Genomic DNA, 15603 nt, shown 5'->3' with positions numbered 1-15603 from the left:
TAGACTCAGTTCCATTAGCGCAGGCTCTTTGGAGCCATTCCCCTAGGCCCTAAACGCCTTACGTTTTGGGCCTTTTTTTCTTAGGGAAAATACCTTATTCCGCGAGGCGAATACCGTCTTTTTCAATCAGGATCTTACCTTGCTTAAACAGGCCACCGATGGTCTTCTTGAAGGTGCCCTTACTGGTTCGGAAGGTCGCAAAAATCGCTTCCGGCGTCGACTTATCGCTCAGTGGCAAGAAGCCGCCTTTCTTCTGCAAAGTGTCCAGAATTTTCTCGCTCAGATCATCCATCTTCGCAACGCCCACTTTCTGCAGCGCCAGATCGATTTTGCCATCTTCACGAATATGCTTGATGTAACCTTTCAGCTTCTTACCGATAAAGAGCTTACCAAATACATCAGATGGGAAAATCATGCCCCAGTGTTGACCGTTGATGATCGCCTTAAAGCCCAAGTCGGAGCGTTCTGCGATGATCAAATCAACCTGTTCATTTTGCGCGTACTTGGCTGGCGTTTTATCCAGCAGCTTGTTGAACTTCGTGGTGCCCACGATACGGCCCGAGGCTTTATCGGTATACACATAAACCAAGATATTTTGACCAGCAGTGAAACGCGCACGTTGCTCACTGTAGGGCACAAGCAAATCTTTGTCTTTGATTCCCCAGTTGACGAAAGCACCGGTCGTGTTGACGCCTTCAATCTTCATCAGGCCCCATTCACCCACTTTGGCGATTGGTGTTTCTGTGGTCGCCGCCAGTTGGTTTTCTGAATCAAAGTACAGGAACACATCAATAAAGTGTCCCAATTCCACACCTTCAGGTGCGAATCGTTTTGGCAGCAACGTCGTCCCGAATTCCCCGGCGTCTAGGAAGACACCAAAATCGGTAATTTTTACGACTTCTAGATTGTTAATCTGACCAACGTTAATCATTTAAAACTGTCTCACATCAAATTTGCAGAGATTATACGTGATCTCTGTTATGCTTTCCCCCATTCAACAGAGAAAATTAAGCAATTTTTTCAGGAGTTTTCGTTGATCACTGTCGATAAGCAAGATGCCGTCACCCTAAAGATTTCATCGGAGATGTCCGATAGCAAAAAACTCGATCTTGATATGTATCTGTTTATCCCCGGAGAGCTAGGCCTCACTCCGGAAATGATGTCAGAGACGGAGTTTTTTTACAGTTCCATCCACCAAAAACGGTCCTATTACAGTGATCAGATCCTGCTGCCCTTGGTGCACAGCCGTCTGGCACAACGGGGGCGCTTATCGTCTACGCAGTACCGTGTCAGCTTGAGTTTGTTTGCTTATCAATATGTGATTGCACTCGATAAAGCCGTTAACCAGTTGAATGATACAAGTGACAGCGTCACGTCAGATGAAGTAGATACCGTGATTGAGTTGTCACTCGACATCCTTAAACGACTGCGTCGAACCATTCCCTACGAAGAAAGCCTCAAGCGCTATTACGCCAACATCGATAACTATTTGTCGTGGTACACCGAGCAAAAGTTTCTGTCGATGGTGTCGCACCTCACCCGCGACAACGAATACAAAACCATCAAAGAACGCTTGATCACGCTGGTCGAGAAAGAACAAGCGCACCGGGCGCTAAACCATTACAACTCAGATAAGGCCGACAAAGACATAACGCGCCTCAGTAACAAAATGCGCTTGCTACGCCGTTTGATTGAGCACCCCATCATTCTCAACGAGAAAGTCACATCGCTTGGCAAGAACATGAAGCGTGCAGTCAAAGGCATTGCCACAGGCTTGGTGATGGTGGTGGTGACCATTACCGCGATTACGGCTCGTGATTATTGGGGAGAGATCACTGCATCTTTCATCATTGCGATGTCGTTCATCTACGCCTTGCGAGAGATTTTTAAAGATGACCTGCGTGACATCTTGTGGCGCTGGATTCGCAAAGGCAAACCCAAATGGCGTCGCCGCTACTTCGACCCAAGCACCGGGAAACAGGTCGGTCAAAAGGACGAATGGTTGGATTACAAAAGTTTGAGTAGCTTGCCAGACAGCATTCAAAACATTCGTAAAAAACGGGTTGTGCAACGTGAAGAGCAGATTCTGCATTACCGCTCAGAGACCGAGATGACCACATCCCGATTCATGAGCGGTTACGAAGCCACACGAGAAAGCGTGCTGGTGGATTTACGAGCATTAACGCGTTTAATGGATAAAGGATCGAACCGCATTTATCAACTGAGCAATGGCCAAGTGAGTAAAGAGTCGGTCGAGAAGCGTCATTTGATTAACTTGATAGTCAAAGAGAAAGACCACAAAAACAAGCCACGTTATTACCGTTGGAAAATCGTGCTCAACCGAAGCAAAATTGTGGACATTGAATCGATTGAACTGGATTAACGTCGATTCACGCGCTTGAGTGACAGGGTTAACCAGAATTCCGCCATCGGCTCATCACCATGCAGAGAGGGGCAAGTGGCGGTAATTTTAACGGCCTTATTCACACGCTCACCGGTTTCGATGGTTTCATCCAACATGGCGTCAATCGCGTCGCCTTCATCACAATGAAAATACACATCCGCTTCCGGCCGTTTTAAAAACTCCCCTTTCACCGCTTTAAATGCCAGCGAGACGGTTTCACCGCGTTGCTGTGCTTTTTGCATCGCCATAAAGCCACCCGCCACGTCTGCACCGACCGCGAGAACGCCAAAATACATGCTATTGAGGTGATTTCTATTGCGACGCTTTAGCGGTATACGCACCACCACCGATTGGTCGTTCAGCGTGATGAGCTTTGGCCGGCAATACCAGATGAGCGGAACTTTCATCAAGCCAAAGTAATTGAGGTAAAAATTTGCTTTTGTGAGTGCGGAGAGCATAGGCCAGACCTTCTTTTATAGTTGTCAGACCAGTTGACTAGACCGCATTTAAATTGTCAATGAGATGTTACAAAAAACAAGAAGCCAGCCTGCTTAATGGCTGGCTTGTCGCATCAAGTTCACTTAGAAATTGAAGATGGCTTCCGCTTGCGCGTTCTCCAACAAGTAATTTTGAAGTTTCGGATACGATTCCAACGACTGCGTGACGACCAACACGGGCTTTTTCGCTTGATGGGCAGCTTTTATCGCAATGTCTGCCAGTTGCGTAATCGACTCGCTGTCTGGGTTGTACAAGTACGCCAACGACTCATTGAGTTTGTCGATGCCAAGCGTAAATTGCGCCAGCGATTCCCAATCCAGCACCACACCATCAAAGTAATGCAGCAAACGGTCTGCCACCATCACGCTGGAAGGCACATTGCACACGTACAGCACTTTCAAGCCGTTCAGACCGCGAGGCAAGCCCTGCTCTGCCAGTCGATCAATGATGGTCGCTGCATCGCTCAGCGTGCGCACAAACGGGACAACAATTTCGACGTTGTGATGATTTTTACGCAATTGCTTAATCACGTCACATTCCATCGCAAACGCTGCGCTATAGTCTGACGAAGCAAAACGCGCCACACCACGTACGCCCATGACCGGATTGATTTCATCGTGTTCCAATGAACCACCCAAGAGCGCTTGAAACGCATAGCTGTCGGCCGCACTCAAACAGACACGAATCGTGTCATGATGCGCTTCGATGTTGTTTTCAATCTGCGTAACTAATGTCTCGACAAAATGATGCGCCAACGGCTTCCCGTCGAGCATCGCGTCCAGTGAGCTTTTCTCCAATGCAGTGAGGTTTTCCACGCCGCTCACTAAGGCTGGATGATAAAATACGCTTTCAGCAATGAGTTCAGACAAAGAGACAAACAGATGAGAACTCGGTACTTGTACATTGGCTTTTGGCAAGGTGTTCCCCAGAGCGAGTTGCTCATGAAGGGTGGCATGGTGTTCTAAACTCATTACAGCTCCGTTTATCATGATGATGTTCAAGTCGAAAATACCTAGAGATGCAAAGAAAAACAAGCCCACAAATCAATATTTATTGAATTATTTTGCATAACTTTTCACTTTACGCGCGGTAAGAAATTCCTTTTTTGCGTAACGGTTTATTCTGATACTTAAATTCGTTATCTTTAGGGCCTCGCAATAAAAGGACAGGCTATCCTATGCCACTAAAAACTGATGAATTAAGAACCCAAGCACTGGGCCCCATGCCCACACCGGCAGAACTTAGCCACGCCCATCCCATCACGGATGAAGTAGCAGAACGCATCGCCAATTCTCGACGCCAAATCGAGCGCATTCTTACCGGAGAAGATGATCGCCTGTTAGTGATTGTCGGCCCATGCTCTGTTCACGACACCGAAGCTGCGATGGATTACGCGCGCCGCCTAAGTACTATTCAAGATCAATACGCCAACGAACTGTTTGTTGTGATGCGTACCTATTTCGAAAAGCCACGCACTGTCGTTGGCTGGAAAGGCCTGATCACCGATCCGAACCTCGATGGTTCCTACGCACTGGAAACGGGTTTGAACAAAGCTCGTCAACTGCTACTGGACATCAACAAACTGGGTCTGGCAACTGCCACTGAATTCCTCGATATGATCACCGGCCAGTACATTGCAGACCTGATCACTTGGGGCGCAATTGGCGCACGAACGACTGAATCTCAAATTCACCGCGAAATGGCTTCGGCACTGTCGTGCCCGGTTGGCTTTAAAAATGGCACCAACGGCAATGTGAAGATTGCGATTGATGCGATTCGCGCTGCGCAATCCGGCCACTATTTCTACTCGCCAGATAAAAATGGTCGCATGACGGTCTACCGCACCAGTGGGAACCCGTTTGGTCATATCATTCTGCGTGGTGGCGACAACGGCACCAACTTTGATGCCGCTTCTGTTGATGCCGCATGTACGAAGCTGGCGGAATTTGGTCTTCCTGAACGTTTGGTGGTGGATTTTAGCCACGCCAACTGTCAGAAACAGCATCGCAAGCAGATCGATGTAGCAAAAGACATTTGTCAACAGATCGAATCAGGCAGCCATAAAGTGGCGGGCGTAATGGCTGAGAGCTTTATTCTTGAAGGCAACCAACCGATGCACGATCTGGACAACCTGACTTATGGTCAATCGATCACCGATCCGTGTCTGAGTTGGGAAGATACAGCAACAATGCTTGCTATGCTGGCTCAATCGATTAAAGTACGCCGCGCAAGTTAACCATAAGGAAAACATTAAGATGCCTTCTTTTGATATTGTTTCTGAAATCGATGTTGTTGAAGTTCGTAACGCTGTTGATAACTCCAACCGTGAGTTGGCAACCCGTTTTGATTTTCGTAACGTAGACGCCAGTTTTGAACTGAAAGAAGAGACAGTGAAATTGGCTGCTGAAGGTGACTTCCAACTGCAACAGCTGATGGACATTCTACGTAACAACCTGGCTAAACGTGGCGTTGACCCACGTTCAATGGATGTGAAAGCATCGGTACACTCAGGTAAGAACTGGTACAAAGATGTCGTGTTCGTCCAAGGTATTGAAACGAACCTCGCGAAGAAAGTCGTAAAAATGATCAAAGATGCCAAGCTGAAAGTGCAAGCATCCATTCAAGGCGACAAAGTGCGAGTCACCGGCAAGAAACGTGATGATCTGCAATCGGTCATTGCCCTGCTACGCGATAGCGAACTGGAACAACCATTCCAGTACAACAACTTCCGCGACTAATGCGTTGCAATGAAGTCTAAAAAATCCAGCCTCAGGGCTGGATTTTTTCTCCGCGAAAAATGTTAACGGTCTTGCTCTTTCTCAATTGCAACCGAATTCACACAGTACCGTAATCCACTGGGCGGTGGGCCGTCAGGGAAAACATGGCCTAAATGGGCGTCGCAACTATTGCAGCGGACTTCCACTCTCGGCGTCGCCAGTTTGGTATCCATATGGTAGGAAATTGCGTTCGGTTTGACTGGCTGAGAAAACGACGGCCATCCCGTGCGAGAATCGTATTTCGTGTTGGAATCAAACAGCACCGTTTTACAGCAAACACAGTGGTAGATCCCCGCTTCAAACACGCTGCACATTTCCGAAGAAAACGGCCTTTCCGTGCCATGGTCGCGCGTGACGTGATACTGCACTTCCGTCAGCAATTCTCGCCATTCCTGCGCAGATTTATCAACACGGCGCGTTGGGGTCAGATTGCCATGATTGGCAAACTCCAAAACATCTTTCCAACTCAGCATAATCACTCGCTTATCACGGTTATCTCTATCTACACGACCTGAAAACCACACGAAAACTTTCACATCCTCGTATTGAGGATAAAAAATAGCTCATCGGAGATGAGCTATTGCGTATTTACAGGCCGATTTCTTCGGACAACGCTTTGATTTGTTCCAAATCCATTTTATGGACTCGTATCATCTGATCCAATTGGCTAATCCGAGAATTGGCCTCATCTTGCTTGTCACAAGAATCCGATTTGGCATCCCATGATTTGCCTTCCAAATAGGCATCGCACTCTTTCTTCAGGTCTTTCAACGCAGGAACCAATGCATCACGTTCTTTCTGCATCGCTTCCATTTCTTGCTTGATCTTAAGCTCTTTCTGGAAAAGCTCGCGAGAACGTTCAAACATGGTGGCTTGCATGTCCGCCTGACGGTTCAGTTTGTTATTTTTCGCATCAGAAGCCGCCAACGCATTTTTCTGTGCGGACAGTTCGTTTTCTAATGTCGAGTTCACTTTCTCAAGCTCGGAGACTTGTTTTTCAAGCTTGTTGACGTTTGCTTGATGTTGTTTGGTTTGTTCATCTAACGCCGCTTGCAGCTTGGCTTCCCACTCACTGTTCATTGCCGCTGTTTTTTGTTCGGTGTCAGCCTTTTGTTGGGTATCATCGCTTTTCGAACGCTGAAACTGCGCTTCCAATGTGTGATAAACACTTTCCCACTTCGCTGCCGTAAGCGACGAGCCAACCAGCCCACCCAGCGCTAAGCCCAGCACTGCGGCGATACCAATATAGAGATAACTGCGCTTATCACGCTCTTCAATGACAACTACATCTTCGTTATCGTCTAAATGTTTCTGGTTCAAGTTTTACTCCTAAATCAACATCAGCGGATTAATTCAGCAACGACCACGGAGACGGTATAAATCACGAATGCCGCCCCTAAAGTAATAACCACACCTTTCTGAAGTTTCTCACTGGTTCGATAGCGGATCAGAAAGTATGCCAGCACAATCAATAATCCTATGGTTATCAGTCTGCTCATGGCTCGCTCCCTTTGTAATTCTCTATTTTATACCACTTATACCGCATGAAAGGTCAGAGAAAAGTTTATTCCACCACATCTTAGACAAGATTTCTGTATTCGATGAATTTTGTAGATGACATCACACTTTGTTTTGGTTAGTATCATCGAGCAAGTTACCTATCTCTATAGGTAATTGTTCCGTTGAAGACTGCAGGAGAGAGGTTGTTAACCTATTTTTAACAAAATAGGCAAACATACCCGCCGAAGAAGTAAATCTTTCAGGTGCTTTATTCTTCCCTAAGAAGAATGTGCGAGGACTGTAGTTGGAGGAACCTCTGGAGAGAACCGTTCAATCGGTCGCCGAAGGAGCAAGTTCTGCTTATCCACTAAGCGGAGTGAAACTCTCAGGCAAAAGGACAGAGGAGTGAAAGGTTACCCGTATTGTAGCTGGCCATTGGCCTGTTACTGTTTGATCCATTTTTCGATCCGCCCTTTCCCTCTTCTCCTTAGATGTTGTTTATTAAGGGGAAAACATGACTAATCTACTTTCACTATTACATACAATTGATAGCTTTGTGTGGGGCCCACCACTACTTATTTTGCTCGTCGGTACTGGCGTGTACTTCACTTTTCGTTTGGGTCTATTGCAATTTCGTCACCTGCCAACAGCACTAAAAATGGTGTTCAGCCGAGACAAATCTTCCGATAAACAAGGGGACGTTTCGAGCTTTGCCGCGCTGTGTACGGCACTGTCTGCCACCATCGGTACGGGGAACATTGTCGGCGTCGCAACTGCCATTAAACTCGGTGGTCCTGGTGCACTTTTCTGGATGTGGCTGGCTGCGCTGTTTGGTATGGCAACCAAATACGCTGAATGCCTACTGGCGGTGAAATACCGTAAAGTCGACGACAATGGTCAAATGGTCGGCGGCCCAATGTACTACCTGCAATATGGCGTGGGTTCGAAAGCGTTGGCAATCATGTTTGCCATCTTCGCGCTCGGCGTTGCCTGTTTTGGTATCGGTACTTTCCCGCAAGTGAATGCAATTCTCGATGCGACTGAAATTTCCTTTGGTGTGTCGCGTGAAGCATCCGCAGTTGTGCTGACGCTACTGGTCGCATTCGTCACCATCGGTGGCATTCAGTCAATTGCTAAAGTGGCCGGTAAAGTTGTTCCCGCCATGGCTCTATTTTATATCGTCGCGTGTTTGAGCGTGATCGTCACCAATGCTGATCAACTGATGAGCGCGGTGGAACTGGTTCTCACCTCTGCCTTTAGTTCTTCAGCAGCAACAGGCGGCTTCTTGGGTGCGAGCATCATGCTGGCGATTCAATCGGGTATTGCACGCGGTGTGTTCTCAAATGAATCGGGCTTAGGTAGCGCACCAATGGCTGCTGCGGCTGCGAAAACCGACTCTTGTGTCAAACAAGGTCTCATCTCGATGACAGGGACTTTCTTCGATACCATCATCATCTGTACGATGACTGGCTTGGCGCTGATCCTAACAGGCGCATGGCAGAGTGATTTTTCAGGCGCGGCGATGACCACTTACGCATTTGCAGTGGGCTTGAACGCTGAAACGATTGGCCCAATGCTGGTTTCTATTGGTTTGATGTTCTTCGCATTTACAACGATTCTGGGCTGGAACTACTACGGTGAACGCTGCATCGTATTCTTGTTCGGTACCAAAGCGGTGCTGCCATACAAAATCGTATTCATTGCACTGGTAGCCTCAGGCGCATTCCTGAAATTGGATATGATCTGGGTGATTGCCGATATCGTGAATGGTTTGATGGCCATTCCGAACTTGATAGGTCTGATTGCGCTGCGTCATATTGTGGTCGAGGAAACCAAGCGTTTCTTTGCCAATGCAATGAACGAGACGCAACCAGCGTTCAAAGCTCAGCAAACACGATAATAGAAAAGCGCCCAATGGGCGCTTTTTTATTAAACCGTATCTTTTTCGAGTAAGAGCTTCAAACCCAACGCGACCAAAACAAAACCGGTTGTCCCTTCCATCCAACGCATAAAAGATGCGTTCTTCAACAAGTTTTTTGCAGAACTCAATGCTCCCGCCAGGCCACACTGCCAAACCATCGCAATCACAAAATGAATACCTGCCATCAATAACGACTGAAGCAACGGTGAATGTTCAGGGTTAATAAACTGAGGCAAGAACGCAAGGTAAAAAACCGCCGTTTTCGGATTAAGAACATTAGATAGAAAACCTTCACGTAGAGAACGCTTAACGCTGAGCTGTGAATGAGACAAAGTTGCCACGTTCATGCCCTGCCCAGTTTTCAACAAGGTACGCAAACTAGAGATACCCAACCAAATCAGATACGCCGCACCAATCATTTTCATGAAGTGGAACAGATCAGCCGACTGAGTCAAAATGGCAGAAATACCAATCGCGGAAAAAGTTGCGTGCACGAATAAGCCAGCACAAATCCCAAGGCTGGTCACACAGCCATCCACCATCCCCGCTCGGGAGGTGTTGCGAATCACCAGCGCAGTATCAAGACCGGGCGTTAAAGTGAGAATAGTAATGGCGATAAGAAACGCTTCAATGTTCTGTATGTACATATCAATCCCTGAAAAGTCACAAGTGGTTAACTTATACCGTAAAGTGTGATTTGTGTCTCTAACAGATTATCGCCAGATAAGAAAACGCCCAGCTGTGAGCCGGGCGTTTTCATTAAATTTTTATTGATGGCTAGCACTCAGAGCTTCATCTAAAGTCTTTACTTTTTCTAAAGTATAAACTTTGTTCACCTTGTCCCATGGAATCGGGTCAATTGATACACCTTCATCTTCAGCTCTTTTTTTAACCTCAGTAAACAATGAGCTATTTTTATAATCCTCAACACGTTTCCCATTACTATCATGATCAAGAATTCTATCTGGTGGTAACTCTTTCACATAAATTGTCTCGCCGCATCCCTCAAGCCAGACTTTTGCTCTTCCGTCAGGTAGCAACCCAAAGATTATTTCGTTGCGATAACAGTTCTTAACCACAAATCCGTTTTCACGCCGAAAACTTCCTCTGGTAGCCATTAGTTCTTTCACTGATTTATCAAGTTCATATTTGGTCACATAAAACTTGGTATTTACTAACGATCCCCAATAAATATAGATAGCATCAGGCAAATGATTCGTTCCACCAATTTGATTTCTGCGAATGATGCTTATTGGATGTAATGGCAATCCAAATCCATTATAGTCGGGTAATTTTTCACGAACATAACTCAATTCACTGGTACTCATAAATTGAGTAAAATTATGCACTAATACAGTCCAGTCCTCGCTGTCATTTATTCCATATGCTTGAGTAACATTTACTGGGTACAACGACGGCATAACAATGCTCACTTGCCACTTTTTTCCAGGTACTGGCGAAGCATCCGAAGCACAAGCTATCAATAAAAGTGATAGTACAGATGTGATTATATATTTATAATTCAAATTATTTCCCCTTTTCACATTCATAGCTGGCCCGTTTGAAACAATTCTGTTTTTCATCCCAAAGAGGTGCCATACCGATATCAGCACCTGATGAATGATGATACAAGTTCATTGCCATGAATACTTCTTTAACATTTTTCCCACCGAGTCTTTTTGACAAGGAGTCATATTCTCCACATTTGGCAGACTTTAATATTTCATCATTAAACTTTCTGAAACTAATCGTATCAATATCTTCTACCGTATATTGACTTGCATTTCGTATTGAATCAGACCAAATTTCACCATCGTTATCATCAAATGGAACACCATGAAATTCAGATAGACCGTACATTAAGCGAAGATATAGTCTAGACAGATCACCTGAAACCAAACGTTTGATATAGAGACGCCCAATGACCGTTCCACTATCCCTGTCATTTCCTCTATTTATCACCTCAAATTCTGGTTCAGAATAGTCGTTCTCATTCCATCCAGTTAACCGATCTCTTTCCTTATATTCCATCAACTTAGATTTTATATATTTCTTAGCTCGTTCTTTCTCCCATTCACCAGAAAAAGATCTGCTGATTTTTTTAACCAACTTATTCTCAAGCATTGGGAGCAAAAAATCTTTATGAACAAAACTATCTCTAGAATGATATCCTCCACCTATATCCGAATGTGCGCCTGGTAATACAAATTCATAGAAATGCTTTTCGTCTCTCGAGTTAAGATGATTTAAGCTAAAATTATCACGACATTCAACGGTTGGGTCAGCGGTTAAATGTACAACGCGCCTTACACGTTCAGGATCGAGCCAAAGTCGCACGTCTCCATTGTCTGTATGTGTTGAAAAATCAAAAGACAAAAGATCGACAACAGAAGCAACAGTGTCAAATAACCCGGCAAAGCTAATTTCACAACTTGCCTTGCCTTCATCTTTCTCGTCCCAATCAAATCCGAACTTCAAAGGTAATCCTGCATTGACACATGCCTTTGAAAATACTGGAACAAACTCACCACGACCTCCGTCTAAGACAACATTTACGAAATGCCTCGCGGCCGCAGCGCCTCGGCTAAAACCAAAAACATCGAATTGTAATTTACTAATGCCATCTATATCAGGACCAACTTTAACAAAAATGTCGGAAGCCACGTCTTCCATCTCTTCTGAAAGTTGAGCAATACCTGTGGAGACTTTGGCCGTTACGCCATACTTACCAGTTCCAAGTCCTTGTCCAATTCGAGATTCGTCAGCTGGTGAGATATTTGTACTATTGCCTGTACCAATTCCTGTTACATATTGCGCATGAGAAAACGTCTTGATTTCTTTGAAATATTTATTATATGAATATAAATCATACAGCTTCTGAACATTAGTCAGCTCATTGGTTGCACTGCCTTCCACGGTTTCGATTTCCCCGTCATCGTTTTTAAACAATGAGATAAAGAAGTTATCTTTCTTAGGATACGCAAAACAGTCATCAGAAAGCAGCACTTCTGGTATGTCATTTTTGGAGTAACCGGTTTTTCTGGAAAGAATGTCGCAGTCTGCTTCGTATTTTGCCTTCCAAGTGGAATAGTATTTTTCCAGTTCCTGCTTACCCCATATCGCACCATAGGTATTGTTGGCAGTACCATCGAAGAACATGCCGACACGCAAGGTGATGAACTTGTACGCTCTGACCTGAAGAACATACGTTTTATCGACGATCAATTTAACTGCATCACCTTTCCCTTTCTGATGGTAAGTCGGCAGTGTTACTTTCTCGGGTAACAGCGTGAGATCGCCAGTGGTGATTTCTGCATATTTCACTGGGCCACCATTGTGACCGCTATAACCAGCAGCAAAATCTTTGGTCGGCTTATCCGTGTTATTTCTCGGATGCGTCTCAGCTTGAGCTTCGAGGATCCATGGCTCTGCGTCTAAAACCAATTGTACCGGGCCGGGCGGTAGCTGCTCAATCAAAATGGGGTCATCACTCAGTTCGACAGGATGTTCAACTTGATTGGAGTCAACCACTACACCAGTCACCCCCGAGAATGGTTGATTATTTTCATCTCGAACAAGAATTTCTATCCAGTGAGTTAACTGTTGGCATGGTAAGCAATAAGCGTTGGTTCCTGTACTGCTCATACAAATTTCTCCTGAATATTCAATAACTGTTCTTGTTCTGGATTAGATAAGTGAAAAGCGAGGCATACTTCCGCCATCGACACCGGAGTGCGTTGAACCAGCATGTTCAACACTGCCAGTTCCCCTTGTTCGGGGTTAAATCCTTGCGATTGAGCCTGAACCAAAGTCTGTTTGATGGTCTCCACGGGTTGGTCAAGCGCCTCCATCGATTCGGGCAACACTTCCCAGAATCGCTTTTCTAAAATCACGGCATGAGTTTGAGTAGAGTACAGTGGCTTAAGATGTGCCTCTTTCATTCGCCACCAAGGTGCTGATTGCAGTTCGAACGGCGTCACTCGGGTTGACGACCAAGTTTGCAATTGGTCTGTTTCGGTATGGAAAGCAGTCAATTCCTTGATATTGCCGAATAGCGCGTTGAGATCGCTCTCATCCATTACCGTGAGCATTGGCAATAACACTTTCGGATCGTAAAAGCGAAAGACTACTTCTTCACCATCCAATCCTGCGGTCAACAAACTACGCAAATGGTCAGTCAGATCCTGTAGATCGGCCGATGATGTGAAGAACACCCCCTGCTGCAACGTCTCTTGAGAAACCGCAGCCAGGGATTCATCGGCAGGCACCAACCAAGGTGACAATGGCATCGCATTGGCAAACATGTCCCCATAAAAAAGTGGGATGGAATGCTCGAACGCAAGACCGCCATTTTCGCTTACGGCTTGTTTAAAAGGGTCTGCTTTGGCAAGCCAAAAGACAGGCAAGCTTTGTGTATCTAGCCACTCAGAAATCATGAATTACCCTCCGCGAGTGGACAAGGTTTCACTGCAGGCACATTGGCTTCCTCTGCCTGCAACAAAGCTTCGTAAGATACCGTTTTCGGAGCATCCAGTGGCGGCGCATCGTCCAAATTGCCCGGTAGTGTGGCAGCTTGACCACTGAAACCACTGCCACTGCCCGGGCTACCGCCCGAGTTTAGGTTCACACCTGCACCTGAAAGATGAACCCCTGCCGGGTCGACTTTCACAAAACTGCCGCCCGCTTTCACGGTGATTTCGGAGCCAGCTTCAATGACGACCTTTTGGCCCGCTTTAATATGGACTTCAGTACCCGATTCATTCACCCAAACACTACCGGTTTTCACATGCAATGAACCTTCAACCATCAGAGTTCGATTTCCGGTCACTGATTCACGGCTTTCGCCGCCCACCGTCAGATGCTGATTGTTTTTAATTTGAGTAAAGCGATCGTTCTCCACCGTGAGGTGTTTGTCGTGTTGAATCACGCTGGTGTGGTCGTTTTCAATCAGGCTGTCAAAGTCTTTCTGCGCGTGCAGGTAAATTTGTTCGCTGCCCGCTTGGTCTTCAAAACTGAGTTCGTTGTAACCCTGCCCCTGATGGGTTTTGGTGCGCAGCACAGTTTTGGTTTTATTATCCGGTAGCGTATATGGCGCAGTGTTGGTGGCATGATAGGTACGACCGGTGACAATTGGTTGGTCGGGGTCGCCATTGAGAAACGACACAATCACTTCATGGCCAATGCGCGGAATAGCGATCATGCCGTATTGACTGCCCGCCCAGCCTTGCGAGACACGCACCCAGCACGAGCTGTGCTCATCACCGTTGGAGTAGCGATCCCATGGAAAATGCAGTTTTACGCGGCCGTACTCATCACAGAAGATCTCTTCGCCTTCTGGGCCTACGACTGTGGCAATCATCGGGCCATCAACCTGAGGTTTGGCTTGCGGCGTGGCGCGCCAAGTGCGATGCGCCGGGATGAGCGAGAATTGGTTCGCGTAGGTGGTCGCGCCATTGCCGCCAGCTTCTTCCAGCGCCTGAGGCTGCGTACCTTGGCAGGTGACACTCACCACCAACCAATCTCGGTTTAAGGTGTCATCAAGGTGCTCTTGCAGGTCAAACTTCACGCCCGGACGCAGCAGCGGTTGGTTGCTTTTGCCGGTTGCGGTGTGCGCGTTGCGGCGCAAATAATCGAGGCGGATCTGGCTGAATGCTTTGCCGCTGACATCGTCTTTATACCGCCCCGGCGCATCGAAATGTTCGTAGTCTGGCTGCTGGTAGTCCATTTCAGTCCCGACCGCTTGCTGGGCAAAGGAGTATGTCGGCTTTTTGAAGCTGTAATCTTGCAGCGCCGTTTGACTCACCTCCGATTGGGAGTGCACGCTCAGCGCCGAGATATACGGCGATTCAATCATGCCGCCTGCCAGCGTGTTGTACGGGATTGGCTCACCGAGTTTCGGCAGGCTGTCAGAGGCGTCGCTGAATATCAGCGTGTGTTTGCCTTCTTCATGAATGAAGCTGTACACCAACCCTTCTTCGGCCGCCAGACGATGGAGAAAATCTAAGTCAGTTTCGCGGTACTGAACGCAGAATTCACGCTGCGCGCAGTCACGGGTCAACGCAAAGGCGTAGTCGTTGATGCCCATTTCCTGCAGCAGAATGGAGAGGATTTCCGGCACGGTGTTGAGTTGGAAGATGCGGCTGTTGTGGCGCAGAGACAAACGCTCTAAAGCAGGGACTAACGTGAGTGAATAGAAGGTGTGGTGGTGGCCGGTATCGCCCTGCGTAAAGCAGCGCACGATGCCGTTTACGCGTTGAACGAGCACATCATCGCGATAGAGCGTCAGCTCCGCGACTTTATCCACCACCATATCGGGCGTTAAATTAGCAAGCCGACTGGCCAGCTCCAGTTCATAACGAAAACCGTGGCACGGTTGCCCATTTATGCGTTCGCTGGAAAGCGTTTCCTGCCCGTCGAACCCACGCACCACCAGCGTGTCGTCCTCCAGACCTTCCACATGAAACTGATACTTTAACGTCGCCATCCTGCCATTCCTTCATACT

Annotated in this window: 15 protein-coding genes and 1 riboswitch; of the genes, 4 read left to right on the top strand and 11 right to left on the bottom strand. The window is 46.9% G+C overall.

What is annotated here, in order from left to right; translation table 11 throughout:
• Positions 1–94: 94 nt before the first annotated feature.
• The gene (locus ACS18Q_RS06970) at positions 95–931 is read right to left on the bottom strand and encodes a CvfB family protein (RefSeq protein ID WP_143679015.1); all 837 of its coding nucleotides are present in this window, start codon (positions 929–931) and stop codon (positions 95–97) included.
• A gap of 102 nt (positions 932–1033) precedes the next feature.
• Here ACS18Q_RS06970 and ACS18Q_RS06965 point away from each other — a divergent pair, with 102 nt between their 5' ends.
• Positions 1034–2383, top strand: a complete 1350-nt coding sequence (locus ACS18Q_RS06965) for a hypothetical protein (protein ID WP_004726013.1) — start codon at positions 1034–1036, stop codon at positions 2381–2383.
• Here ACS18Q_RS06965 and ACS18Q_RS06960 read toward each other — a convergent pair.
• Positions 2380–2862 carry a PaaI family thioesterase gene (locus ACS18Q_RS06960; RefSeq protein ID WP_395212017.1) on the bottom strand — a complete coding sequence of 161 codons (483 nt, stop codon included), beginning with the start codon at positions 2860–2862 and terminating at the stop codon, positions 2380–2382. The genes ACS18Q_RS06965 and ACS18Q_RS06960 overlap by 4 nt on opposite strands.
• A gap of 123 nt (positions 2863–2985) precedes the next feature.
• Positions 2986–3873 carry a putative PEP-binding protein gene (locus tag ACS18Q_RS06955; RefSeq protein ID WP_158165276.1) on the bottom strand — a complete coding sequence of 296 codons (888 nt, stop codon included), beginning with the start codon at positions 3871–3873 and terminating at the stop codon, positions 2986–2988.
• A 206-nt stretch (positions 3874–4079) separates the two neighbouring features.
• Between ACS18Q_RS06955 and ACS18Q_RS06950 the strand changes: the two genes are divergently transcribed.
• A complete protein-coding gene (locus tag ACS18Q_RS06950) occupies positions 4080–5138 on the top strand; it encodes a 3-deoxy-7-phosphoheptulonate synthase (protein ID WP_014205115.1) in 1059 nt (352 codons plus the stop codon).
• Between the two features lie 19 nt (positions 5139–5157).
• Entirely contained in the window at positions 5158–5640 is a 483-nt protein-coding gene (locus tag ACS18Q_RS06945; RefSeq protein ID WP_004726017.1) for a YajQ family cyclic di-GMP-binding protein, read from the top strand.
• A 62-nt stretch (positions 5641–5702) separates the two neighbouring features.
• On the opposite strand, the gene msrB is transcribed toward ACS18Q_RS06945, so the two are convergent.
• From msrB to ACS18Q_RS06930, 3 genes are all read right to left on the bottom strand, one after another.
• The gene (gene msrB / locus ACS18Q_RS06940) at positions 5703–6152 is read right to left on the bottom strand and encodes a peptide-methionine (R)-S-oxide reductase MsrB (RefSeq protein WP_004726018.1); all 450 of its coding nucleotides are present in this window, start codon (positions 6150–6152) and stop codon (positions 5703–5705) included.
• 115 nt (positions 6153–6267) lie between these two features.
• Positions 6268–6999: a chromosome partitioning protein ParA gene (locus ACS18Q_RS06935; RefSeq protein WP_441257584.1), complete on the bottom strand. Its 732-nt coding sequence runs from the start codon at positions 6997–6999 to the stop codon at positions 6268–6270.
• A gap of 20 nt (positions 7000–7019) precedes the next feature.
• Positions 7020–7178 (bottom strand): hypothetical protein, encoded by a 159-nt coding sequence (locus ACS18Q_RS06930; RefSeq protein WP_441257583.1) that lies wholly within the window; start codon positions 7176–7178, stop codon positions 7020–7022.
• A 307-nt stretch (positions 7179–7485) separates the two neighbouring features.
• Positions 7486–7590: riboswitch (glycine riboswitch) on the top strand.
• 103 nt (positions 7591–7693) lie between these two features.
• Here ACS18Q_RS06930 and ACS18Q_RS06925 point away from each other — a divergent pair.
• Complete coding sequence (locus ACS18Q_RS06925; RefSeq protein ID WP_038151170.1) at positions 7694–9079, top strand: alanine/glycine:cation symporter family protein; 1386 nt, start codon at positions 7694–7696, stop codon at positions 9077–9079.
• 29 nt (positions 9080–9108) lie between these two features.
• Here ACS18Q_RS06925 and ACS18Q_RS06920 read toward each other — a convergent pair whose 3' ends face one another.
• The 5 genes from ACS18Q_RS06920 to ACS18Q_RS06900 form a co-directional block, all read right to left on the bottom strand.
• Complete coding sequence (locus tag ACS18Q_RS06920) at positions 9109–9747, bottom strand: LysE family translocator (RefSeq protein WP_004726022.1); 639 nt, start codon at positions 9745–9747, stop codon at positions 9109–9111.
• Between the two features lie 120 nt (positions 9748–9867).
• The gene (locus ACS18Q_RS06915) at positions 9868–10626 is read right to left on the bottom strand and encodes a DUF2931 family protein (RefSeq protein ID WP_441257582.1); all 759 of its coding nucleotides are present in this window, start codon (positions 10624–10626) and stop codon (positions 9868–9870) included.
• Position 10627: 1 nt separating this feature from the next.
• Positions 10628–12745 (bottom strand): phospholipase effector Tle1 domain-containing protein, encoded by a 2118-nt coding sequence (locus tag ACS18Q_RS06910; RefSeq protein ID WP_441257581.1) that lies wholly within the window; start codon positions 12743–12745, stop codon positions 10628–10630.
• Positions 12742–13536: a DUF4123 domain-containing protein gene (locus ACS18Q_RS06905; protein ID WP_441257580.1), complete on the bottom strand. Its 795-nt coding sequence runs from the start codon at positions 13534–13536 to the stop codon at positions 12742–12744. Before ACS18Q_RS06905 ends, ACS18Q_RS06910 begins: the two co-directional genes overlap by 4 nt.
• Complete coding sequence (locus ACS18Q_RS06900) at positions 13533–15584, bottom strand: type VI secretion system Vgr family protein (protein ID WP_441257579.1); 2052 nt, start codon at positions 15582–15584, stop codon at positions 13533–13535. Before ACS18Q_RS06900 ends, ACS18Q_RS06905 begins: the two co-directional genes overlap by 4 nt.
• Positions 15585–15603 lie beyond the last annotated feature (19 nt).

Source organism: Vibrio sp. Vf1514 (assembly GCF_052076135.1).
GTDB lineage: Bacteria > Pseudomonadota > Gammaproteobacteria > Enterobacterales > Vibrionaceae > Vibrio > Vibrio furnissii.
This window is presented reverse-complemented; position numbering and strand designations above follow the sequence as displayed.